Below are 22,422 nucleotides of genomic sequence, written 5' to 3' on the forward strand. Positions count from 1 at the left end.
TTTTAAGTTATATTATTAAGCTTCTTCTACAGAAACTAAGTGTTCAACTTTCTTAACCATACCAAGGATGTTTGGTGTGGCGTCGTGCTCTACAACTTGACCAATCTTCTTTAGACCTAAAGCTGCTAATGTAAGCTTTTGTCTTTTAGTACGATTGATTGCGCTTTTTACTTTCTTTACTTTAATCTTTGCCATCTTATCCTATCGATTATCCGTTAAATACTTTTTCAAGTGAAATACCACGCTCTTTAGCTACAGACTTAGCATCTCTCAATTGTAATAAAGCATCAAAAGTTGCTTTTACTACATTGTGAGGGTTAGAAGATCCTTGTGACTTAGATAATACATCATGTATACCTACTGCCTCAAGAACAACTCTTACCGCACCACCTGCAATAACTCCTGTACCAGGTGCAGCTGGAATTATGTTAACTCTTGCTCCACCGTATTTACCTTTTTGCTCATGTGGAATAGTTCCTTTAAGAATAGGAATTCTCACTAAGTTTTTCTTAGCATCTTCAACAGCTTTAGCAATTGCGGTAGCAACATCTTTAGACTTACCTAAACCTTGTCCTACAACATTTGTTTCGTCACCTACAACAACAATTGCAGAAAAACCAAATGCTCTACCACCTTTTGTTACTTTAGTTACACGCTGAACGCCAACTAAGCGATCTTTTAATTCTAATCCGCTTGGTTTAACAAGCTCTGCGTTTTTATATTTTTGATACATAATGTCTTAAAATTTAAGTCCTGCTTCTCTAGCACCTTCTGCTAATGATTTTACTCTACCATGATATAAGTAACCACCTCTATCAAAAGAAATAGTATCAACACCAGCCTTCTTAGCTTTTTCACCAACAGCTTTACCTACTAAAGTAGCTACTTCTGTCTTATTTCCTTTAGACTTTACAATGTCCTTATCTCTTGAAGATGCAGCAGCTAAAGTTTTACCAGTAACATCATCTACAACTTGAGCATAAATTTCTTTATTACTTCTAAAAACAGCCAATCTTGGTCTTGTTTCAGTACCAGATACTACCTTACGGATTCTGCTCTTTATTCTTAATCTTCTTTCGTTCTTTGTCAATGCCATAACTTAATTATTAAGCTGATTTACCTGCTTTTCTTCTAATTTCTTCACCAACAAACTTGATACCTTTTCCTTTGTAAGGTTCTGGCCTTCTAAAACCGCGAATCTTTGCAGCAACTTGGCCAACTAATTGTTTGTCAAAAGACGTTAATTTAACTCTTGGATTCTTACCTTTTTCTGAGATTGTCTCTACTGTTACTTCTGGAGCGATGTCCAAAACAATATTATGAGAAAATCCTACGGCTAAATCTAATTTTTGTCCTTGATTAGATGCTCTATATCCTACACCAACTAATTCTAGTTCTTTGGTCCAGCCTTTTGAAACACCTTCTATCATATTAGCAATTAATGCTCTGTAAAGACCATGTTTTGCTCTTAAATCTTTCTTATCAGAAGCACGATCTAAAGTAATAGTTCCGTCTTCTAATGTAATCTCAATCTCCGAATACTCCTGAGTTAACTCTCCAAGTTTACCTTTAGCGGTAATCATGTTGTCTTTAATCTCAAGTGTTACACCTTCAGGAACTGTTATTGGGTTTTTACCTATTCTTGACATAATTTCCTGTTTTTAGTATACGTAACAAATAACTTCACCACCAACATTTTCTCTCTGCGCTTGTTTTCCTGTCATCACTCCGTGAGATGTAGAAACAATTGCAATACCTAAACCGTTAAGGATTCTTGGCATTTCGTTAGAAGAAGCATATTTACGTAAACCTGGTTTACTGATTCTTTGAATTTTTTTGATGACTGACTCTTTAGTGTCTTTGCTGTACTTCAAAGCAATTTTGATAGTACCTTGTACTGAAGAATCGTCAAACTTATAACTTAAGATAAATCCTTGATCGAATAAAATCTTAGTTATTTCTTTTTTAAGTTAGATGCAGGAATCTCAACCACTCTGTGATTTGCCTTTACTGCGTTTCTAACTCGCGTTAAATAATCCGCTATTGGATCTGTGTTCATATGTATTAATTTGCGGTAGCGGTTTTCAGCACTATTGCCAAACCTGAAACCAATTTATAATTTTACCAACTTGCTTTTCTAACACCAGGAATTAATCCTTGGTTAGCCATTTCTCTAAACATTACACGAGAAATTCCAAATTGTCTCATGTAACCTTTAGGTCTTCCTGTAAGTTTGCAACGGTTGTGCTGACGTATAGGTGATGCATTTTTAGGTAACTTTTGTAATGCTTCATAATCGCCAGCTTCTTTTAAAGCTTTACGTTTCTCTGCATATTTAGCTACCGTTTTAGAACGCTTAACCTCACGGGCTTTCATTGATTCTTTAGCCATAATTAATTCTTTTTAAATGGTAATCCTAGTTCTGTTAATAAAGACTTTGCTTCCTTATCGGTTTCAGCAGAAGTCACAAATGTGATATCCATTCCTGAAATTTTATTGACTTTATCAATATCTATTTCTGGAAAAATAATTTGCTCTACAATACCTAAGTTATAGTTTCCACGTCCATCAAAACCTGTAGCTTTAATTCCGTTGAAATCTCTTACTCGTGGTAAAGCTGAAGTTACTAAACGATCTAAGAACTCATACATTTGCTCTCCTCTTAATGTTACTTTGGCACCAATTGGCATCCCTTTACGTAACTTAAAAGAAGCAACATCTTTCTTAGACATTGTATGTATAGCTTTCTGTCCTGATATTTTTGTAAGTTCTTCTACTGCGTGATCGATTAATTTCTTATCCGCAACAGCAGCACCAACACCTTTAGATATTACTATCTTAGTAAGCTTAGGTACTTGCATTACATTTTTATATCCAAATTCTTCCGTAAGAGCAGGAACAATTTTGTCCTTGTACTCTTGTTTTAATCTTGCAACGTAAGCCATAGTTAAATTACTTCATTAGATTTTTTAGAAAATCTCACTTTATTATCGCCATCCATTTTATAACCAACTCTAGTTGTTTCTCCTTTAGAAGTTAACAACGATAAGTTAGAGATATGCATAGATGCTTCTTTCTCTACAATACCACCTTGAGGACTTTGTGCACTTGGTTTAGTATGTTTCTTAACCATATTTACACCTTCCACGATGGCTTTGTTCTTATCTATTAATACTTTAAGTACTTTACCTTCTGATCCTTTATGATCACCAGCGATTACTTTTACTGTATCTCCTGATTTTATTTTAAGCTTTGTCATTTTATTTATCAATTAAAGCACTTCTGGTGCTAATGATACTATTTTCATGAATTGTTTATCACGAAGTTCTCTTGCTACAGGACCAAAGACACGAGTTCCTCTCATCTCCCCTTGAGGATTTAAAAGCACACATGCATTGTCATCAAATCTAATATAAGATCCATCAGGACGTCTTACTTCTTTAGCTGTACGTACAACAACTGCTGTAGAAACAGCACCTTTCTTAATGCTACCGTTTGGTGCAGCATCTTTTACAGATACTACGATTTTATCCCCTACAGAAGCATACCTTCTTTTGGTTCCACCTAGTACACGGATAGTTAAAACTTCCTTTGCACCAGTGTTATCAGCTACTTTTAATCTTGATTCTTGTTGTAACATAATTACTTCGCTCTTTCAATTATTTCTACTAATCTCCAACATTTAGATTTACTTAAAGGTCGTGTTTCCATGATCTTTACTGTATCTCCTTCGTTGCAGTCGTTTGTCTCATCGTGTGCGACATATTTCTTAGTCTTTAACACGAATTTTCCATACATAGGGTGTTTTACCTTCTTAACTTCTGAAACAACAATAGATTTCTCCATTTTGTTACTAGTTACGATCCCTATACGTTCTTTTCTTAAGTTTCTTTTTTCCATCTTTCAGCAGAATACAATTATTGTACGTCTCTATTAGTTAATTCTGTTGCTACTCTAGCTACTGTGCGACGAGCTACTCGTAACTGAATTGGGTTATCTAAAGGAGAAATTGTATGAGCCATTTTCAGGTCCGTATAACTCTTCTTAGATTCACTAAGTTTCTCTTGTAACTCAGCTATTGAAAGCTGTTTAATTTCTGATTGCTTCATAATATCTTTCTATTAAGCTTCGTAATCTCTAGCTATGATAAACTTAGTTTTTACAGGAAGTTTCTGTGCTGCCAATCGAAGCGCTTCTTGAGCTGTTTCTAATGGCACACCGCTTATTTCAAATAACATACGTCCTGGTCTTACAACTGCTGCCCAATATTCAACGGCACCTTTACCTTTACCCATACGTACTTCAAGAGGTTTCTTTGTGATAGGCTTGTCTGGAAAAATTTTAATCCATAACGATCCTTCTCTTTTCATGTAACGAGTAGCGGCAATACGCGCTGCTTCTATTTGACGTGCAGTAATAAAAGTTGATTCTAATGATTTAATACCGAAAGTTCCATTTGATAACAAATGACCTCTTCCCGCATTTCCTTTCATACGTCCTTTTTGCTGCTTACGAAATTTTGTTCTTTTAGGCTGTAACATTTTGTCTTTTCTTTAAAAAATTACTTTCTACGACGAGATTGGTTCTTGTTTCCACCACGTCCACCTTTACCTTTTTGTTGTTTAGATAAACCGACTAATGGAGAAAGTTCTCTTTTACCATATACTTCGCCTTTCATTATCCAAACTTTGATGCCCAATCTACCATAAGTAGTATGTGCTTCTACTAGAGCATAATCAATATCAGCTCTAAAAGTAGACAAAGGAATACGTCCTTCTTTATAGTGTTCAGAACGTGCCATTTCAGCACCATTCAAACGACCACTAATCTGAATTTTAATTCCTTCAGCATTCATACGGATGGCAGCGGCAATAGCCATTTTTATTGCACGTCTATATGAAATTCGGCTTTCAATTTGACGAGCAACACTTGCTGCTACTAAAAATGCATCTAGTTCAGGTCTTTTAATTTCAAAGATGTTCAATTGAACTTCTTTGCCAGTAATTTTCTTAAGCTCTTCTTTTAACTTATCTACCTCTTGGCCACCTTTACCGATAATAATACCAGGTCTAGCAGTAGTGATAGTAACGGTTACAAGTTTAAGCGTACGCTCAATAATTACTCTACTTACACTAGCTTTAGATAAACGCGCGTGAACGTATTTTCTAATCTTATCGTCTTCGGCAAGTTTATCACCATAATCGTTTCCTCCGTACCAGTTAGACTCCCATCCTCTGATAATTCCTAAGCGATTTCCGATTGGATTTGTCTTTTGTCCCATATCTCTATCTTAGCTTTGTGTTTTATTTATTGCATCTACAATCACTGTTACGTGATTAGATCTCTTTCTAATTCTGTGTGCTCTACCTTGAGGTGCTGGACGCAATCTCTTTAACATAGAACCACCATCTACTCTAATTTCTTTGATAAACAATTTAGCTTCTTCAACATCAGCATCTTCGTTTTTAGCTTGCCAGTTTGCAATTGCAGACATTACAAGTTTTTCTAAACGACGTGACGCTTCTTTTTGACTAAATCTAAGAATCTGAAGAGCTTTCTCCGCCTTCTCACCTCTAACTAAATCCGCTACTAAACGCATTTTTCTTGGAGATGTAGGACAGTTATTTAGCTTTGCAAAAGCAACCTGCTTTTTCTCGGCTTTAATAGCTTCCGCCATTTGTTTTTTACGACTTCCCATGATTCTTATTTTTTACCTTTATTCTTAGCACCTGCATGACCTCTAAAAGATCTTGTTGGTGAAAATTCTCCTAATTTATGACCTACCATATTTTCAGTAACAAATACTGGAACAAATTGACGACCATTGTGAACTGCTATAGTTTGTCCAACGAAATCCGGAGAAATCATTGAAGCCCTAGACCAAGTTTTGATCACCGTCTTTTTGTTTGAAGCTACATTTTCTGCAACTTTCTTATCTAATTTATAGTGGATATAAGGTCCTTTTTTTAATGAACGTGCCATACTATCTTAATTATTTCTTTCTACGTTCTACAATATACTTATTACTCGCCTTTGTCTTAGAACGTGTTCTAAATCCTTTAGCAGGAATACCGTTTCTAGATCTTGGATGACCACCTGAAGATTTACCTTCACCACCACCCATTGGGTGATCGACTGGGTTCATCACTACTGGTCTTACTCTTGGACGTCTTCCTAACCATCTACTTCTACCTGCTTTACCAGATACTAGTAATTGATGATCTGAATTTGAAATCGCACCAATAGTAGCCATACAGGTTACTAGAATCATTCTAGTTTCACCAGACGGTAACTTTACTGTAGCAAATTTATCACCTCTTGCCATTAACTGAGCAAATGCACCAGCACTACGAGCCATTACAGCACCTTGTCCAGGACGTAACTCAATACAAGAAATAATTGTTCCTAATGGTATTTCACTTAAAGGCATTGCATTCCCAATTTCAGGAGCTATACCTGTTTCACCAGACACTATGTTTTGCCCTACTTGTAAACCATTTTGAGCGATAACGTAACGTTTCTCACCATCTTGGTAGTTTAATAGCGCAATAAATGCTGTTCTGTTCGGATCGTATTCAATTGACTTAACTTCACCAGGAATCCCAGCTTTATTACGTTTGAAATCGATAATACGATACCTTTTCTTATGACCTCCACCTACTTGGCGAATCGTCATTTTTCCTTGACTGTTTCTACCACCAGATCTCTTTTTCGGAGCAAGCAAGCTTTTCTCCGGCTTATCAGTAGTAATGGCGTCAAATCCATTTACTACTCTAAATCGCTGACCTGATGTGATCGGTTTTAATTTTCTTACTGACATTAATGTCTAAAATTACATGTTAGTGTATAAATCTATTGTTTCACCTTCCGCCAGTTGTACAATTGCTTTTTTAATAGCATTTGTTTTACCATGCTGAACACCAGTTTTTGTAAACTTGGTCTTACGATCTGGACGGACATTTATTGTACGAACTTTTTCAACAGAAACTCCATAAGCAGCTTCCACTGCTTTTTTGATTTCTACCTTGTTCGCCTTAGTGTTCACTTCAAATGCATATGCATTAAACAACTCACTTTGTTTCGTTGCCTTTTCTGTGATTATAGGTTTTCTTAAGATACTCATCTGTTCTATTTACTTAAATTCGATTCAATTCCTTCTAAAGCACTTTCAATTAGAATCACTTTATTAGCATTCATAATTTTATAAGTACTTAATTCTGAGGCCGTTATAACTTCAGAACCTTTAAAATTGCGTGAGGACAAATATACATTATTATTTGTACCACCCAACACAATAAGAGATTTTTTGTTTTCAACCTCTAAAGCCTTTAAAACATTGAGGAAATTTTTAGTCTTTGGAGCTTCAAAACTGAAATCTTCCAATACTAAAATTGACTTATCATTTGCTTTAATACTTAATGCAGATCTACGTGCTAATCGCTTAAGGTTTTTATTTAACTTAAAACCATAATTTCTTGGTCTAGGACCAAACATACGACCACCACCTCTAAATACACCAGACTTAATACTACCTGCTCTCGCAGTACCAGTACCTTTCTGTTTCTTTATCTTACGTGTACTTCCAGAGATTTCTGCTCTTTCTTTTGCCTTGTGCGTCCCTTGTCTTTGATTTGCTAAGAATTGCTTAACATCTAAATAGACAGCGTGATTATTAGGCTCTATAGCGAATACGTCTTTAGAAAGCTCAGCTTGTCTACCCGTATCTTTTCCGTTTATATCTAAAACTGCTATCTTCATTATTTCTCAATGATTACATAAGAATTCTTGTGACCAGGAACACATCCTTTTACCACTAGTAAGTTCTTTTCAGGAACTACTTTGTAAACTCTTAAATTTTGAACTTTAACTGTGTCACCACCCATTCTACCCGCCATCTTCATTCCTTTGAATACTCTCGCAGGATAAGAAGCTGCACCAATAGAACCTGGAGCTCTTAAACGGTTATGTTGACCATGCGTTGCTTGACCTACACCACCGAATCCGTGACGCTTTACTACACCTTGAAAACCTTTACCTTTAGATGTACCTGCGATATCCACAAATTCACCTTCAATAAATTGTTCTACTGTAATAGCATCACCTAATTTGTACTCCGCATCAAAACCTTTGAATTCAACAACTTTGCGTTTTACAGAAGTACCCGCTTTTTTAGCATGACCTAAGTCTGCTTTAGTAGCGCTTTTTTCTGTCGCGTCATCGAAACCTAATTGAAGGGCTGAATAACCATCCACTTCTTCAGTTCTGACTTGGGTAACGATACATGGTCCAGCTTCGATTACTGTACAAGGAATGTTCTTCCCATTTTCATCGAAAATGCTGGTCATACCGATTTTTTTTCCAATTAACCCAGACATAATTTTTAATTTATGAACAAGTTTTGACTTGTCCTTATGTTATTTTATTTAGTTAAGTCGCGACTTAACCTTTTTGTTCTTTGATAAGCTAAAGCTTATCTGTAAGACAACTCGCGAATTGTCTATGTGTATATAAAATACAAGGCCGAAAATACGTTTCAGCCTTGAATTGTATTTTTACCGTTTTCCTTCGCTCGCAGCTCAGGACATGTTAATGTGTAATTACACTTTGATCTCAACTTCAACTCCACTTGGCAATTCAAGTTTCATTAAAGCATCAATTGTTTTAGAAGATGAAGAGTAAATATCTAATAAACGCTTGTAAGAGCTTAATTGAAATTGTTCTCTAGATTTCTTATTTACGTGTGGTGAACGTAATACAGTGAAAATTTTCTTGTGAGTTGGTAAAGGAATTGGTCCTGTTACTACTGCACCTGTACTTTTTACTGTTTTTACAATCTTATCAGCAGACTTATCTACTAAGTTATGATCGTAAGACTTTAATTTTATTCTAATTTTTTGACTCATTTTCTTAACTTTTTAAGATTGTTCTCCTTTTGCTGCTTTAATTACATCAGCAGACACATTAGAAGGTGTTTCTGCATAATGTGAAAATTCCATTGTTGACGTTGCTCTACCTGAAGATAATGTTCTTAATGTAGTTACATAACCAAACATTTCAGATAATGGGACAGTAGCTTTTACAGTTTTTGCACCAGCTCTATCACCCATACTTGTCATTTGTCCTCTTCTTCTGTTTAAGTCACCTACAATATCACCCATGTTTTCTTCTGGTGTAATCACCTCAAGCTTCATGATAGGTTCCATTATAACCGCTTTCGCTGCTTTCGCTGAATTTTTAAACCCAAGCTTAGCTGCTAATTCGAATGATAATTGATCAGAATCGACATCGTGATAAGATCCATCTCTCAATGTCACTTTCATTGCGTCTACTTCAAAACCAGCTAATGGTCCGTTTTGCATAGCCATCTTAAATCCTTTTTCAATTGAAGGTATAAATTCTTTAGGAACGTTACCACCTTTAATTACAGATTCAAATTGCAATCCTACAACACCTTCATCTGCTGGTTCAATCGTAAATACGATATCAGCAAATTTACCACGACCACCAGATTGTTTCTTATAAACCTCTCTATGATCTGCAGATTGTGTAATAGCTTCTTTATATTCAACTTGTGGCTGACCTTGGTTAACCTCTACATTAAATTCTCTACGTAAACGATCAACAATTACATCTAAGTGTAATTCACCCATTCCAGAAATAATAGTCTGTCCTGAAGCTTCGTCTGAACGCACAGTAAATGTTGGATCTTCTTCAGCTAATTTAGCTAAACCAATACCTAATTTATCAACATCTGCTTTCGTCTTAGGCTCAACTGCGATACCAATTACGGGATCTGGAAAGTCCATAGATTCTAAAACAAGTGGATGCTTTTCGTCTGTAAGTGTATCTCCTGTTTTAATAGATTTAAATCCAACAGCAGCTCCAATATCACCCGCTTCTATAAAATCAATTGCATTCTGTTTGTTAGCATGCATCTGATAGATACGAGAAATACGTTCTTTCTTACCAGAACGATTGTTCAATACGTAAGAACCTGCATCTAAACGACCAGAATAGGCTCTAAAAAAGGCTAAACGACCTACGAAAGGATCCGTAGCAATTTTAAATGCTAATGCAGCGAAAGGCTCCTTAACACTTGGCTTACGAAGCTCTTCTTTTTCAGTATCTGGATTCATACCAACGATACCATCCTTATCCATTGGAGAAGGTAAATAACGACATACAGCATCTAATAAAAACTGCACTCCTTTATTTTTAAAAGCAGAACCACAAATCATAGGAATGATAGCCATATCCATTACAGCAGCTCTAAGCGCAGCATGCACTTCGTCTTCTGTAATAGAATCTTCATCTTCCATGAACTTTTCTAATAAGTTCTCATCGTAACCTGCTACTTCTTCAATAAGTAATGCTCTATATTTTTTAGCTTCAGCTTTAAGGTTCTCTGGGATTTCAATAACATCAAAAGTTGCCCCTTGCGTTTCATCATGCCAAACAATAGCTCTATTCTTAACTAAATCTATAATTCCTTTAAAATCTTCTTCGTCACCAATGTTTAAAACAATTGGCACCGCGTTAGACTTCAACATATCTTTTACCTGTTGACAAACACTTAAAAAGTCAGACCCTTGACGGTCCATTTTGTTAACAAAACCAATACGAGGAACTTTATAATTATCAGCAAGTCTCCAGTTAGTTTCAGATTGTGGCTCAACACCATCAACTGCACTAAACAAGAAAACTAAACCATCAAGTACACGTAATGAACGATTTACTTCTACAGTAAAATCAACGTGACCTGGAGTATCAATAATATTAAAATGGTAACTCTGCGCTTCTGGAGTAGGCTCTGCATTTTCTTTAGGAAAAACCCATTCACAAGTAGTAGCTGCAGAAGTAATTGTAATACCTCTCTCTTGCTCTTGCTCCATCCAGTCCATAGTTGCAGCACCATCATGCACCTCACCTATTTTATGCGAAACACCTGTATAATAAAGAACACGTTCTGTAGTTGTAGTTTTACCAGCATCAATATGAGCGGCAATACCTATATTTCTTGTAAGTCTTAAATCTCTTGCCATTTCTTAAAATCTAAAGTGTGAAAAAGCTTTATTTGCTTCTGCCATCTTATGAGTATCTGTTCTTTTCTTAACAGCTGCTCCTTCTTCTTTAGCTGCAGCTAATACTTCTGCTGCTAAACGTTGCGCCATAGATTTTTCGTTTCTTTTACGTGAAAAGCTAATTAGCCATTTCATCGCAGTTGAAACCTTACGGTCTGGACGAATCTGCATTGGAATCTGGAATGTAGCACCACCAACACGACGACTACGCACTTCTACGTGAGGCATTACGTTAGATAAAGCTTCTTTCCAAATTTCTAAAGCTGTTTTTTCGTCATCATTCTTTTTCTCTTCAACAATATCAATTGCATCATAGAATACTTTAAAAGCGATAGACTTCTTACCGTCCCACATCATCATGTTAACAAAACGTGTTACTAACTGATCGTTGAATCTTGGATCTGGTAAAAGCGGTCTCTTTTTTGCTGCTCTTTTTCTCATGTCTTCTTCTTAAAGTTTTTAATTACTTCTTAGGGCGTTTTGCACCATACTTAGATCTACGTTGTGTTCTTCCTGATACACCTGCTGTATCTAAAGCACCACGAACGATGTGATATCTAACTCCTGGCAAATCTTTTACCCTTCCACCTCTAACCAATACTATCGAGTGCTCTTGTAAATTGTGACCTTCTCCACCAATGTATGCATTTACTTCGTTTCCGTTTGTTAAACGAACCCTTGCTACCTTACGCATTGCTGAGTTAGGTTTCTTAGGTGTCGTTGTATAAACACGAGTACATACACCACGTCTTTGAGGACACGAATCTAAAGCAGCCGATTTACTCTTCTTGGTTATTTTGGCTCTTCCTTTTCGTACTAATTGTGAAATTGTTGGCATATATTTCTATATAAAATTTTATTAACCCTCACTTTTGAGGGCTGCAAAGGTAGAAATTAATATCTATAATTCAAACAGTTGTGAATTAATTTTTCAATTAAATATATATTTTTTTTAAAGTCCTATATATTATACCCTATTTTTACGTTACTATTATGAGTTATTCCATTTAATGCCAATGCTGTTTTTTAGCCGAATTATTTTTTTACTTCACTTCTGATTTTCTCAAATCAATGCATAGCTCAATCACTTAATTTAAATATTATTGGAGAAAACGAAGCCTCAACTAAAGTTATTGATTCTATAGGCTATTTAAAATATTTCAGTAACTACAATGGTTTACAAGCAGAAATCAACCAACTAAAAGAAAAATTAACGAAGCTAGGTTATATTGACACCACTCTTGAAACTGTAAGCAAACAGAATGACACATTGTTCATAGCGAAATTCAGATTAGGTAAACAAGTACATAAAATTAGAGTGTATTATGATGCAAATTTTGATGTTGACCTTTTAAAATTAAACAACAATTTAAAAGGTGAAAATTTCTTCGAACTTAAAATAACAGAACTCGAAACTTATTTAAAAAGCTTAAATTCTAGAATAGCAGAGCAAGGTGATCCGTTTTCAACATTACAGCTTGTTAATATTTCTAAGTTGACTTACAAATTATTATCAGCAGATTTAAAAATTGTTTCCAACGAGAAAAGACGTATTGATAAGATCATTATCAAAGGTTACGAAAAGTTCCCGAAATCTTATCTAAAACATTTTATGAAGTTGAAAACTGGAAAATCCTTCAACTTAAATGCCATAAAAGAAAAGGTAGAGTTATTAAATGAACTGCGCTTTGCTTCTAAGATAAAAGATCCCGAAGTACTTTTTACTCAAGATTCGACTACACTATATATATATGTAGAAAAAACCAAAACGAATAGCTTTGATGGTTTTTTAGGTTTTGGCACCAACGAAAACACCAATAAAATTGAATTTGATGGCTATTTAGATTTACGACTCATTAACAATCTTAATTTTGGAGAAACATTAAACCTCCTATACAAAAGTGACGAAATAGATCAACAAACCTTTATGGTTGATGCCGATTTACCTTATTTATTTAGCTCCCCTATAGGACTTCAAGTTGGCCTGAACATTTTTAGAAAAGATTCAACGTTTTTAAATGCTAAACAATATGCTAAAATTAATTACCTCATTAATGCACAGCACAAAGTTGGAGTTGGAATCAATACCACTACGTCAACTAATTTATTAGAAAATGATACTGATATCTTAAACGATTATAAATCGAATTACTACACACTTCATTATAATTACACTAAGCCACAGCCCTACGATCCTTTATTTCCTGTGAATTTTTGGTTCGATTTTTCATCTGGACTTGGAAGCAGAACCAATAATTTAGGAAAAGAAAACCAAACTATATTCACCTTAGACGCGTATAAAATTTTTAACCTTAATAATAAGAACAGCTTCTACACCAGAATAAACAGTGCAACATTAGCTTCTGACAATTATTTAGATAACGAATTGTTTCGTTTTGGTGGCATCAACTCTATCCGTGGGTTTGAAGAAAATAGCTTAGTGGCTAATCTGTATGGCGTTCTTAGTACAGAATATCGTTACCGATTAAGCACTAGTCTATATGTCCATTCTGTATTAGATGCGGCATATTTTGAAAACAAACTTACAGACAACAAAGAAAAACTCTTTGGTTTTGGTTTTGGACTTGGCCTACTTACCAATGCTGGACTTTTTCGTCTTAATTACTCTAGCGGAAAAACTGAAAATAGACAGTTTAAATTATCGGATTCGAAAGCACACCTTAGTTTAACCGCCACTTTCTGAGAACTTTACTAAGACGAATCAGAAAAAGCTTTATGTCAGCAAACTGAATAAAGCCACGAGGTCATACAATTAAGAGATATATAATTAATATTCATACCTTATATTATGTAGTTAAGTCAAAAAATATAGATACAACTATATTCATAAATTTAGATCTACTAAAACACGTTAGTGTCTTTATTTTTAAAATTCATGGCATCCTATCTCAAACAAAAAAACAGTTATGAAACAATCGAAAGTTATTCTTACATAATTAGTAACTGTCTCTATTATTAATATTTACAGTCAAAAGAACAAATTCGCTTTTACTATAGTACTTTTAAGAGAAAGCAACCTGGCATTAATTATAAAAGCTTTTTTTAACAATTTATTAAAAAAAACATTTCATTAAACAAAATAAAATTTATCTCATAATTATAGGTTTTTTAACAAAATTTTATCATATTTGATAACAATCACATCTAATCTATAATAAATATGAAAACAAAATTCAGAGGACTTTTAACACTTCTATTAGTGTTTCTTGTACAACTCACGTTTGCGCAAGAAAAAACAATTTCGGGCGTGGTGTCTGATGACTCAGGGCTTCCCTTACCTGGAGTTAATGTCATTATTAAAGGGACCGCAACTGGCACACAGACAGATTTCGATGGTAAATTCATGCTGAAGGCTAATGTAGGCGATATTATAATAATTAGCTACATAGGACTTAAAACTGAAGAAGTTGAAGTAGGTAGTTCAAATACTATTAATGTTTCACTAAAAGAAGACGCATCCTCCTTGGATGAAGTAGTTGTAACAGCTTTCGGTATTAAAAGAAACGCAAAATCATTAGGATATTCTGTTAAAGCAGTTACATCTGAAGAAATTGTAGACAACTCAGAACCAGATTTAATCCGTTCATTAAACGGTAAAGTCCCTGGTGTAAACGTTAACGTTTCCACTGGAGTTGCCGGAGCTTCCAACAAAATCACGATTAGAGGTACTACTTCCTTTCAAGGAACCAACCAGCCTTTATTTATTGTTGATGGCACGCCTTACAGCAACGATCAAATCACAACATCAAGCCAAATTACTGGCGGTGGTGGTTATGAGTCTGGTATATCTACCTTAGACCCAAATAACATTGCAGATGTACAAGTCTTGAAAGGTTCAGTTGCCGCTGCTCTTTACGGATCTAGGGCTGTGGACGGGGTAATTGTAATCACAACTAAATCTGGAAAATCCGGAGGAAATTCTAGAAAAGGGTTTGAGGTTAGTTTAACTAGTGGTGCATATTTTGAAAAAATAGCAAACCTACCAGATTACCAAAACACTTATGGCCCTGGAACCAACTTCAGCTACGGTAATTTCAATGGATCTTGGGGTGCTCGTTTTGACTCGCGTGAAACAATTCCAACATGGAACACTTTACTCACTGCTTTCCCTGATCAATTTGGGCCGACGGTAGCTTATGAAGCTAGACCAAATAATGTAAAAGATCTATTTAAAACAGGATTCGTAAGAGATAATTCAGTATCATTCAGTTCTAATGGAGAAAATTCTAATTTCAATGTTACTATTTCGAACCTAGATCAAGAAGGCTATATTCCTTTTAACACCTACAAAAGAACCAATTTTTCTGTAGGTGGAAATACCAAATTAGAAAATGGCTTAACTATTGGAGGTAATTTAAGTTATTCCGACGGATACCAAGTCGGTGCTTTCTTTGGTGAAAATCAATTTGCTGGTGCAGCTTCTTCTTTCGCTAGAACTTTGGTATTAGGTCGTAATTGGGATCTAAATCTACCATACGAAGATGCTAATGGCGCCCCTGTAATACCTAATGGTGGTTGGGATCATCCATTATGGTCTTGGGAACATAATCAAATCAGAACTGGAACAAACAGAACCGTTGCTAACGTAAATTTCTCATATGACTTCAATAGTCACATTAGTGCACGATATCAGTTAGGGGTCAACAGATATAGTCTAGGAAGAATTGAAATTACGGATAAAGGCTCTAGAGCAGCTGCGACTCTTGGACGTATTGTTACAGAAGATTATGACAGTGAAGAAATCGAATCTACCCTTACGATAAACTTTAATTATGACTTATCTGACGACATAAATTTGAATTTAATTGTAGGAAATAACGTCAATCAGCAATCTACCCATGATGTAGGTTATACAGGTACAGAACTAATTGCAGATGATATTTTTACTATTAACAACACCGCTAATGTTACATCCGATTATGATATTACTACGCGTAGACGATTAGTTGGTATGTTTGGAGATCTAGGGCTAAGTTTTAAAGATTATTTATTTTTAAACGCTACAGCTAGAAATGATTTGTCCTCAACATTACCGCTAGACGATAACAGCTCATTCTACCCTTCAGTATCTGCATCTTTCGTCTTCACGGATGCGTTAGGTATTGATAATGAAATTTTAAACTATGGTAAAATTCGTGGTGGATGGGCTAACGTGAGTCGTGATGCACAACCTTATCAAATTAATAAGGTTTTTGGTATAGGTTCTGTGTGGGGCGGTCAACCAAATGTATTTATTCCTGCGACACTAGGAAACCCTAGTCTAACTAAAGAGAATACTGAAGAGTTTGAAATTGGAGCTGATTTGGAGTTTTTTAATAAGCGGATTATTCTAGATTTTACATATTACACGAAAACGACAACAGATTTAATTTCTGGTGTAAATGTGCCTAACTCAACTGGATATTCTTCGTTTCTAACAAACATTGGAGAAATGGAAAACAAAGGTTACGAGATCGGGTTAACTTTAACTCCTATTCGTACAGACGACTTTTCATGGACCATGTTTACCTCTTTTACTAAAAACAAAAATGTTGTAAACGAATTAATCGAAGGTTTAGACCAGTTTGCCATTGATGTTAATCAAATTGCGTATGCTAAAAAAGGGCAACCTTTTGGAGTGTTTTATGGGACGGCTTTTGCGAGAGACGCAAACGGCAACTTCTTAATTGAAGAAGGCGGTGGAGGTGTTCTACAAGCTTTAGATAATAAAGTTATTGGTGATCCAACTCCAGATTTTAAGATTGGTTTTATCAACACTCTTAAATACAAAGGATTTACTTTTGGTGCACAGATCGATTGGAAAGAAGGTGGAGACATCTCTTCTTCTACAATTAGTTCACTATTAGGTAGAGGTGTAACTAAGGATACAGAAGACAGAGAAGGAACATATATTATCCCTGGTTTCTACGGTGATCCAACTTCAGGTCTGCCAATTTTAGATGTAAATGGTAATCAAATACCAAACACAACACAACTGACGGCGAATAATTTATATTTCTCCCCTACTACTAATTCTAATACTTTTGCTATTAATAGTGTCGATGAAGCGAATATATATGATGGAACTGTGTATCGATTAAGAGAAATATCCTTAGGTTATGATGTTCCAAGAAAACTTTTAGAAAAAACATTTATTGGATCTTTAAATATATCTATCATAGGAAACAATCTTTGGTACTTTGCACCAAACGTTCCGAAGTACACCAATTTTGATCCAGATATCACTGCATATGGCAGCAGTAATCTTCAAGGTATTGAGACACAGTCTGCACCGAACTCAAAACGATATGGAATAAGACTTAATGTTACATTTTAAAAAAAAATAATTATGAAAAATATATTTAAAATAAATCCAAAAAGAATTTTGGTGTTGGGTATAACATTAATTTCTGTTATTTGTTATAACTGCAGCGATTATCTAGATGTTAATGAAGACCCCAATAATCCCACTGCTGTACCAATAGTGCAGTTATTAACAGACGCTGAAATAAATTTTAATAATATTACTGAATTTAGGTTGTACTCGGCGGAGGTCCTTTCTGCTTATGTTCATCAGTTCGTGTTCCGTGAAGAACAAGATCAATATGGTGCTAAACAAGATAATATTACCGTTAATAATACTTGGAATGTAGCATACTCTGTATTCACCTCGACAAATCAAATCATTGCACAAGGTACTACTGAAAATGAAATGATTACTGTTGGTATGGCACAAGTATTAAAAGGTTATGCTACTACTATTATTGTTGATATTTGGGGTGATGCCCCATATACGGAGGCTGCTCAATTAGAGGTTGGCATATTAAGCCCTGTGTTTGAAGAACAAATGGCAGTTTATCAAAACGCCTTAGATTTAATTGATCAAGGTTTAGCAAATATAAATAGTGGTGAAGGATCAAATCCTGGAACTCAAGATTTATATTATGGTGGAGATATTACCAAATGGAACAAATTTGTGAATACACTTAAATTGAAACTTTATAATGAAATTCGACTTTCAGCATTGTTTGACGCAAGTAAATTAAGCACATTAATTTCTCAGGGTGATTTTATGGCTAGCAGTGCTGATGATTTCCAATTTAATTATTCAACAACACAATCTCCAGCAGAAGAAAGACATCCTCTTTTCAGAGATTCTTATTTAACAGGTCAGACAGCTCACCATGCAAGCCCATGGTTTTATGAAATTTTAAAAGGTTGGAATCCAACAATTCATAATGATGTAGCAGATCCAAGATTACCTTATTACTATTTTAACCAATTGACCCCTGGACAACTACCACCAGATGTTGGAGATCCAACTACTGGCGATCCTAAAGCGGATTACTTTGATTCTTCCTCTGGTTTCCATTCAATTAGATTCGGTAGTGTTGGACCGGATCGAGATGGCTCTTCAAGAAATTCATCAACTTACCCAGGAATATTTGTTGCTGGTGGAAGATATGATGACGGACTAGGAGGAAATGCAGATGTAAGCGCAGGAACTGGAGCAGCACCACATAGGATATTAACATACGATGAATATTTATTTATTAGAGCAGAACTTATCAACGTAGGTTTAGTTGCTGGAGATGCTAGAGCAACCTTACAAAGTGGAATTATGGCTTCATTTACTAAAGTAGATCAAGTTGTTGCTAATTCTCAAACGTCGCAAACTGTCCCTTTATTAGCAGGCACAACTCGCGCAAATGACTTCATTGATGGTATTTTAGCTGAATATGACACCACATCAACTGAAAAGAGGCTTGAAATTATTATGACGCAAAAATGGGTGGCTACTTTTGGGGATCCATTTGATCAATATAACGATTACAGACGAACGGGTTATCCTATCTTAGCTGATCCTAATGGTCCATCGCCAGAATATCAATTAGATATCAAGGTGCCTGGTAATTTTGCTCCTTTAGTAGACAGCGAAACTGAAAGCAATCGACCTTATCAAGTGTCACTATTCTGGCCACAGTCTGAATTGGAGGTTAACCGTAACTCACCTGACCAGAAAGATGCAACGACGTACACTATATTTTGGGATAACTAATAAAAAAAAAGACATGAAAAATTTAAAAATTATAACCTTTGTTTTAGCATTTTGCGTCATCAATATCGCCTGTGAAAATGACGGTGGAGATTCTGTAATAGGATACAAAAATGGAGCATTGGGCAATTTAACAATAGTCGATGGTAGTGCTACCTCTATTATAAACACAACATTTGCAACCTTAAATCTTGAATTTAATGTTGATTTAGCCATAGGCAACCCTAATTCATATGATTTGAGAGCGCTATATCAAACAGTAGATGGAGATTTTTACGGACCTGTTACTTTAGACGCAGGTGTAACAACCTTTCCTAAAGACTATGTTATTACTGGTGCAGAAGTTATTAACGCTTTCGCTGAGTTGACTGGTCCTTCAGACTTGATGGCTGGAGATATCCTTTATTTTTATCCTGCATTTACTTTAAGCGACGGTACTGTAGTAGAAACCTTAACTAGCGATGGGAGCACAAATTATTATGCAGCGGATTTCAATCAAATTGACAACAACACTTACTTCCTGCAATATGCTGTAAGTTGTGCTCCCCAGCCAGGTACTTACCGAGTTGAAATGCATGACAGCTACGGAGACGGATGGCAAACAAATGATGCAAATGGAGGTAACGGCTTACAATTATTTTTGGATGGCGTTTTAGATCAAGAAGTGGGATTATGTAATCCTTATGTCGACGTTCCTTATGATTGTGTTGACGAATCTAGTAATGGAACTGCAACTCTAACCATTCCTAATGGTGTAGAAACGGCGGTATGGTTTTACCCTGGTGATGAATATGGTGAGATTTCATTTGAAATTTATGGCCCTGATGATCAGCTTCTTTTAGCTGTTGAAGCAGGATCTGATGGAGGGCCACTTTCGGTAATTTTATGTGCCGAATAAACGAATCCGACATAAAATTAGATAGATTTATTATATCTTAAAATAAAAACCGTTGAATTAACTTTCAGCGGTTTTTTTATTTGGCTATACTTCTAAAAAAACTATAAAAAAGAATAGTTGTTATAGGCTAAATATTTTTATAAAATGAAAATCAAATATCATTTTATTTGGTTTCATTAAAATATCCCTGATTATAATTTCTTTACAGACCTAAATTTAAAATAGCACTATCTGTAGGCAAATAATTATAAGCTCTCCAAAAACTACCGACTTTATTGTACTTCCACACAATTTCTTTTTCTCTGGTAACTTCCCAAAATCCATAATCTCCTTCACAAATAAGCGTATTTCCATTTTTGAGGCGCACCGCACCAGAAATTCTTTGATTAAACAAATCTTCATGAGTAAAACTCCATGCTACTTCTGGCTCATTATCAGAATTTGGCACTAAATTATAATTAGTCGGCATTACAAGTTCATAAATAATAGACTGTCCTTGACTTGCACCATTATTAAAAATTAGAATATTTCCAGCACCTGGTTCATTAGACTCTAGGAAATTTGGAAAATGATTATTATCAAATAATCGTGTACCACTCAAATTATTATAAGCACCAGGATTACCAAACCTATAAATCAAATCTCCTCCTTTACCATAATTACCACCAACATCAGTAGAAGCTTCAGTGATAGTAGTAGAGTGATCGATAACCCAGACTTCACTAAAGAAATTGATACTTAAAAAAATCACATCTTTTTCAGGATCATAATCGATTCCATTACCATGCATAATATCTCCATTATCACTTAAGGCGTAATTAGGATTAATCAGCTGTGGGTTATCTGCTATAATGCCATAGTTAGGTAAAGTTTCATCAATATCTTGCACAAAATGGTCTTTAGAGTGCCACTCCCAAATTATCGCATTACTACTTGGGTTAACTTCGATTAACATTTCAGGATAAACATCATCAACAGCATTAATCCCATACGATTGAACCTCACTTTTAACAACTTTCTCCCATACTAAAATTAGAACATTTCCATTTGGTAAAATCTCTATATCATGATGTGCTAAATATGTACTAGAATGATAATCAAACTCCCAATCAATAGAACCATCAGTATTTATGATTTTAATGACACCGCCATATCCGCCAAATGAAAACTCAAGATCACCATCTGGCTTAAAAATACCTAATAGTTTGCCACTTGGCAATATTACTAAATCATTACCCAAGTTATTTTCAAAATTCCATTCCTTTAGTTTCCGTCCTGTTTTATCAATTAAAAAAGAATACGTACCTCCATTTATAACACCAAGAACTAAGCTGTTTTCAAGTTTATCTGAATCGTATAATTCTACCTCCTCTGAAAGCACTACTTCTTCTATTATTTCAGTTGTAGTATCACTATCATCTTTATTACATGACCATACAATTACAACTAAGAAACATATAGAAATTACTTTAATTTTCATAATCAAGAACTTTTAGTGAAAGATATTAAATTATTAAGCTATTAAAAACTAATTTTGCAATATAACTTTTAAATAAAACCCAGCTTTTATAGCATGAAAAACGAAACTACCATTTTTGGAATTAGAGCAATTATAGAAGCTATTAAATCTAACGAAACCATTGACAAGGTTTTTATGCAAAAAGGTTTGCAAGGTGAATTGTTTAAAGAACTAGAGCAAGCTATTCGTTCTGCAGGTATCAATTCATCATACGTACCTATCGAAAAGTTGAATCGCTTAACACGTGGAAATCATCAAGGTGCTGTTGCTCAAATTTCGCCAATTGAGTTTCATGATATTGACGACTTAGTAATGAGCGTTATTGAATCTGGAAAAACACCGTTATTCCTTTTACTAGATCAATTAAGTGATGTTAGAAATTTTGGTGCTATAGTCCGTACTGCAGAATGTACTGGCGTTAATGGTATTATTATTCAGAAAAAAGGTGGAGCTCCTATAAATGGAGATACGATTAAAACAAGTGCTGGTGCTATATTTAAAATGCCAATTTGTAAAGTTGATCATATAAAGGATGCCGTTTTTCATATGCAATCTTCTGGAATTAGAGTTATTGCAGCAACAGAAAAAGCAGAGCATTATTTATACGATGTATCATTTAAAGAACCGTGTGCTATAATAATGGGTTCTGAAGATAGAGGTATTAATCCGTCTGTATTAAAAGTAGTTGATGACCAAGCCAAACTTCCAATATTAGGCGAAATAGAATCCTTGAATGTTTCTGTAGCTTGTGGTGCGTTTTTGTATGAAGCTGTTAGGCAACGTAGTTAGTTAGCCTTTAGCCTTTAGCCTTTAGCCTTTAGCAAAAATTGTAAAATTGAACTTAAATCATTTTTTACCTTGAATCACA

At 35.0% G+C, this 22,422-nt stretch carries 28 protein-coding genes and 1 pseudogene; 5 read left to right on the forward strand and 24 right to left on the reverse strand.

The features are described from left to right. Positions 1-15: 15 nt before the first annotated feature. From rpmD to rpsL, 23 genes and pseudogenes are all read right to left on the reverse strand, one after another. Entirely contained in the window at positions 16-195 is a 180-nt protein-coding gene (gene rpmD / locus ADIWIN_RS08665) for a 50S ribosomal protein L30 (protein WP_020897638.1), read from the reverse strand. Between the two features lie 13 nt (positions 196-208). Next, on the reverse strand, positions 209-733 hold the full coding sequence (gene rpsE, locus ADIWIN_RS08670; protein WP_020897639.1) for a 30S ribosomal protein S5: 525 nt from the start codon (positions 731-733) through the stop codon (positions 209-211). 6 nt (positions 734-739) lie between these two features. Next, a complete protein-coding gene (gene rplR / locus ADIWIN_RS08675) occupies positions 740-1,096 on the reverse strand; it encodes a 50S ribosomal protein L18 (protein ID WP_040756781.1) in 357 nt (118 codons plus the stop codon). A 10-nt stretch (positions 1,097-1,106) separates the two neighbouring features. Further along, complete coding sequence (gene rplF, locus ADIWIN_RS08680) at positions 1,107-1,649, reverse strand: 50S ribosomal protein L6 (RefSeq protein ID WP_020897641.1); 543 nt, start codon at positions 1,647-1,649, stop codon at positions 1,107-1,109. 12 nt (positions 1,650-1,661) lie between these two features. Continuing rightward, a pseudogene (rpsH, locus tag ADIWIN_RS08685) lies at positions 1,662-2,059 on the reverse strand (30S ribosomal protein S8). A 62-nt stretch (positions 2,060-2,121) separates the two neighbouring features. Next, positions 2,122-2,391 carry a 30S ribosomal protein S14 gene (gene rpsN / locus ADIWIN_RS08690; RefSeq protein ID WP_020897643.1) on the reverse strand — a complete coding sequence of 90 codons (270 nt, stop codon included), beginning with the start codon at positions 2,389-2,391 and terminating at the stop codon, positions 2,122-2,124. Positions 2,392-2,393: 2 nt separating this feature from the next. Beyond that, positions 2,394-2,945, reverse strand: coding sequence for a 50S ribosomal protein L5 (gene rplE / locus ADIWIN_RS08695; RefSeq protein WP_020897644.1), 552 nt, complete (start codon positions 2,943-2,945; stop codon positions 2,394-2,396). 2 nt (positions 2,946-2,947) lie between these two features. Continuing rightward, entirely contained in the window at positions 2,948-3,259 is a 312-nt protein-coding gene (gene rplX / locus ADIWIN_RS08700) for a 50S ribosomal protein L24 (protein ID WP_020897645.1), read from the reverse strand. A gap of 12 nt (positions 3,260-3,271) precedes the next feature. Further along, a complete protein-coding gene (gene rplN, locus ADIWIN_RS08705) occupies positions 3,272-3,640 on the reverse strand; it encodes a 50S ribosomal protein L14 (protein ID WP_020897646.1) in 369 nt (122 codons plus the stop codon). A 2-nt stretch (positions 3,641-3,642) separates the two neighbouring features. Further along, the gene (gene rpsQ / locus ADIWIN_RS08710) at positions 3,643-3,900 is read right to left on the reverse strand and encodes a 30S ribosomal protein S17 (RefSeq protein WP_040756784.1); all 258 of its coding nucleotides are present in this window, start codon (positions 3,898-3,900) and stop codon (positions 3,643-3,645) included. Between the two features lie 17 nt (positions 3,901-3,917). Next, entirely contained in the window at positions 3,918-4,109 is a 192-nt protein-coding gene (rpmC, locus tag ADIWIN_RS08715) for a 50S ribosomal protein L29 (RefSeq protein WP_020897648.1), read from the reverse strand. Between the two features lie 12 nt (positions 4,110-4,121). After that, complete coding sequence (gene rplP / locus ADIWIN_RS08720) at positions 4,122-4,541, reverse strand: 50S ribosomal protein L16 (protein WP_020897649.1); 420 nt, start codon at positions 4,539-4,541, stop codon at positions 4,122-4,124. A gap of 20 nt (positions 4,542-4,561) precedes the next feature. After that, positions 4,562-5,281 carry a 30S ribosomal protein S3 gene (gene rpsC / locus ADIWIN_RS08725; RefSeq protein WP_020897650.1) on the reverse strand — a complete coding sequence of 240 codons (720 nt, stop codon included), beginning with the start codon at positions 5,279-5,281 and terminating at the stop codon, positions 4,562-4,564. Positions 5,282-5,290: 9 nt separating this feature from the next. After that, the gene (gene rplV, locus ADIWIN_RS08730; protein WP_020897651.1) at positions 5,291-5,698 is read right to left on the reverse strand and encodes a 50S ribosomal protein L22; all 408 of its coding nucleotides are present in this window, start codon (positions 5,696-5,698) and stop codon (positions 5,291-5,293) included. A 5-nt stretch (positions 5,699-5,703) separates the two neighbouring features. Next, positions 5,704-5,982 carry a 30S ribosomal protein S19 gene (rpsS, locus tag ADIWIN_RS08735; RefSeq protein ID WP_020897652.1) on the reverse strand — a complete coding sequence of 93 codons (279 nt, stop codon included), beginning with the start codon at positions 5,980-5,982 and terminating at the stop codon, positions 5,704-5,706. 10 nt (positions 5,983-5,992) lie between these two features. Then, positions 5,993-6,820 (reverse strand): 50S ribosomal protein L2, encoded by an 828-nt coding sequence (gene rplB, locus ADIWIN_RS08740; RefSeq protein WP_020897653.1) that lies wholly within the window; start codon positions 6,818-6,820, stop codon positions 5,993-5,995. Positions 6,821-6,832: 12 nt separating this feature from the next. After that, entirely contained in the window at positions 6,833-7,123 is a 291-nt protein-coding gene (rplW, locus tag ADIWIN_RS08745; protein WP_020897654.1) for a 50S ribosomal protein L23, read from the reverse strand. Between the two features lie 5 nt (positions 7,124-7,128). Then, positions 7,129-7,758 (reverse strand): 50S ribosomal protein L4, encoded by a 630-nt coding sequence (rplD, locus tag ADIWIN_RS08750; protein ID WP_020897655.1) that lies wholly within the window; start codon positions 7,756-7,758, stop codon positions 7,129-7,131. Then, complete coding sequence (gene rplC, locus ADIWIN_RS08755; protein WP_040756786.1) at positions 7,758-8,375, reverse strand: 50S ribosomal protein L3; 618 nt, start codon at positions 8,373-8,375, stop codon at positions 7,758-7,760. The genes rplD and rplC overlap by 1 nt, the downstream gene beginning before the upstream one ends. A gap of 222 nt (positions 8,376-8,597) precedes the next feature. Further along, positions 8,598-8,903 carry a 30S ribosomal protein S10 gene (gene rpsJ, locus ADIWIN_RS08760; RefSeq protein WP_007650482.1) on the reverse strand — a complete coding sequence of 102 codons (306 nt, stop codon included), beginning with the start codon at positions 8,901-8,903 and terminating at the stop codon, positions 8,598-8,600. A gap of 12 nt (positions 8,904-8,915) precedes the next feature. After that, entirely contained in the window at positions 8,916-11,042 is a 2,127-nt protein-coding gene (fusA, locus tag ADIWIN_RS08765) for an elongation factor G (RefSeq protein ID WP_020897657.1), read from the reverse strand. Between the two features lie 3 nt (positions 11,043-11,045). Next, a complete protein-coding gene (gene rpsG / locus ADIWIN_RS08770) occupies positions 11,046-11,522 on the reverse strand; it encodes a 30S ribosomal protein S7 (protein WP_020897658.1) in 477 nt (158 codons plus the stop codon). Between the two features lie 22 nt (positions 11,523-11,544). After that, entirely contained in the window at positions 11,545-11,919 is a 375-nt protein-coding gene (gene rpsL, locus ADIWIN_RS08775; RefSeq protein WP_019386263.1) for a 30S ribosomal protein S12, read from the reverse strand. Positions 11,920-12,351: 432 nt separating this feature from the next. Between rpsL and ADIWIN_RS08780 the strand changes: the two genes are divergently transcribed. The 4 genes from ADIWIN_RS08780 (at position 12,352) to ADIWIN_RS08795 (ending at position 20,035) form a co-directional block, all read left to right on the forward strand. Continuing rightward, on the forward strand, positions 12,352-13,785 hold the full coding sequence (locus ADIWIN_RS08780) for a POTRA domain-containing protein (protein WP_235047069.1): 1,434 nt from the start codon (positions 12,352-12,354) through the stop codon (positions 13,783-13,785). Between the two features lie 477 nt (positions 13,786-14,262). Further along, positions 14,263-17,418 (forward strand): SusC/RagA family TonB-linked outer membrane protein, encoded by a 3,156-nt coding sequence (locus ADIWIN_RS08785; RefSeq protein WP_020897660.1) that lies wholly within the window; start codon positions 14,263-14,265, stop codon positions 17,416-17,418. A 12-nt stretch (positions 17,419-17,430) separates the two neighbouring features. Beyond that, complete coding sequence (locus ADIWIN_RS08790; RefSeq protein WP_040756790.1) at positions 17,431-19,140, forward strand: SusD/RagB family nutrient-binding outer membrane lipoprotein; 1,710 nt, start codon at positions 17,431-17,433, stop codon at positions 19,138-19,140. 13 nt (positions 19,141-19,153) lie between these two features. Next, positions 19,154-20,035, forward strand: a complete 882-nt coding sequence (locus ADIWIN_RS08795; RefSeq protein ID WP_020897662.1) for a hypothetical protein — start codon at positions 19,154-19,156, stop codon at positions 20,033-20,035. 202 nt (positions 20,036-20,237) lie between these two features. Here ADIWIN_RS08795 and ADIWIN_RS08800 read toward each other — a convergent pair whose 3' ends face one another. Beyond that, entirely contained in the window at positions 20,238-21,515 is a 1,278-nt protein-coding gene (locus ADIWIN_RS08800; RefSeq protein WP_020897663.1) for an aryl-sulfate sulfotransferase, read from the reverse strand. 93 nt (positions 21,516-21,608) lie between these two features. Here ADIWIN_RS08800 and rlmB point away from each other — a divergent pair, with 93 nt between their 5' ends. After that, positions 21,609-22,343, forward strand: coding sequence for a 23S rRNA (guanosine(2251)-2'-O)-methyltransferase RlmB (gene rlmB / locus ADIWIN_RS08805; protein WP_020897664.1), 735 nt, complete (start codon positions 21,609-21,611; stop codon positions 22,341-22,343). Positions 22,344-22,422 lie beyond the last annotated feature (79 nt).

The sequence above is a fragment of the Winogradskyella psychrotolerans RS-3 genome (assembly GCF_000427335.1).
Classification (GTDB): Bacteria; Bacteroidota; Bacteroidia; order Flavobacteriales; family Flavobacteriaceae; genus Winogradskyella; species Winogradskyella psychrotolerans.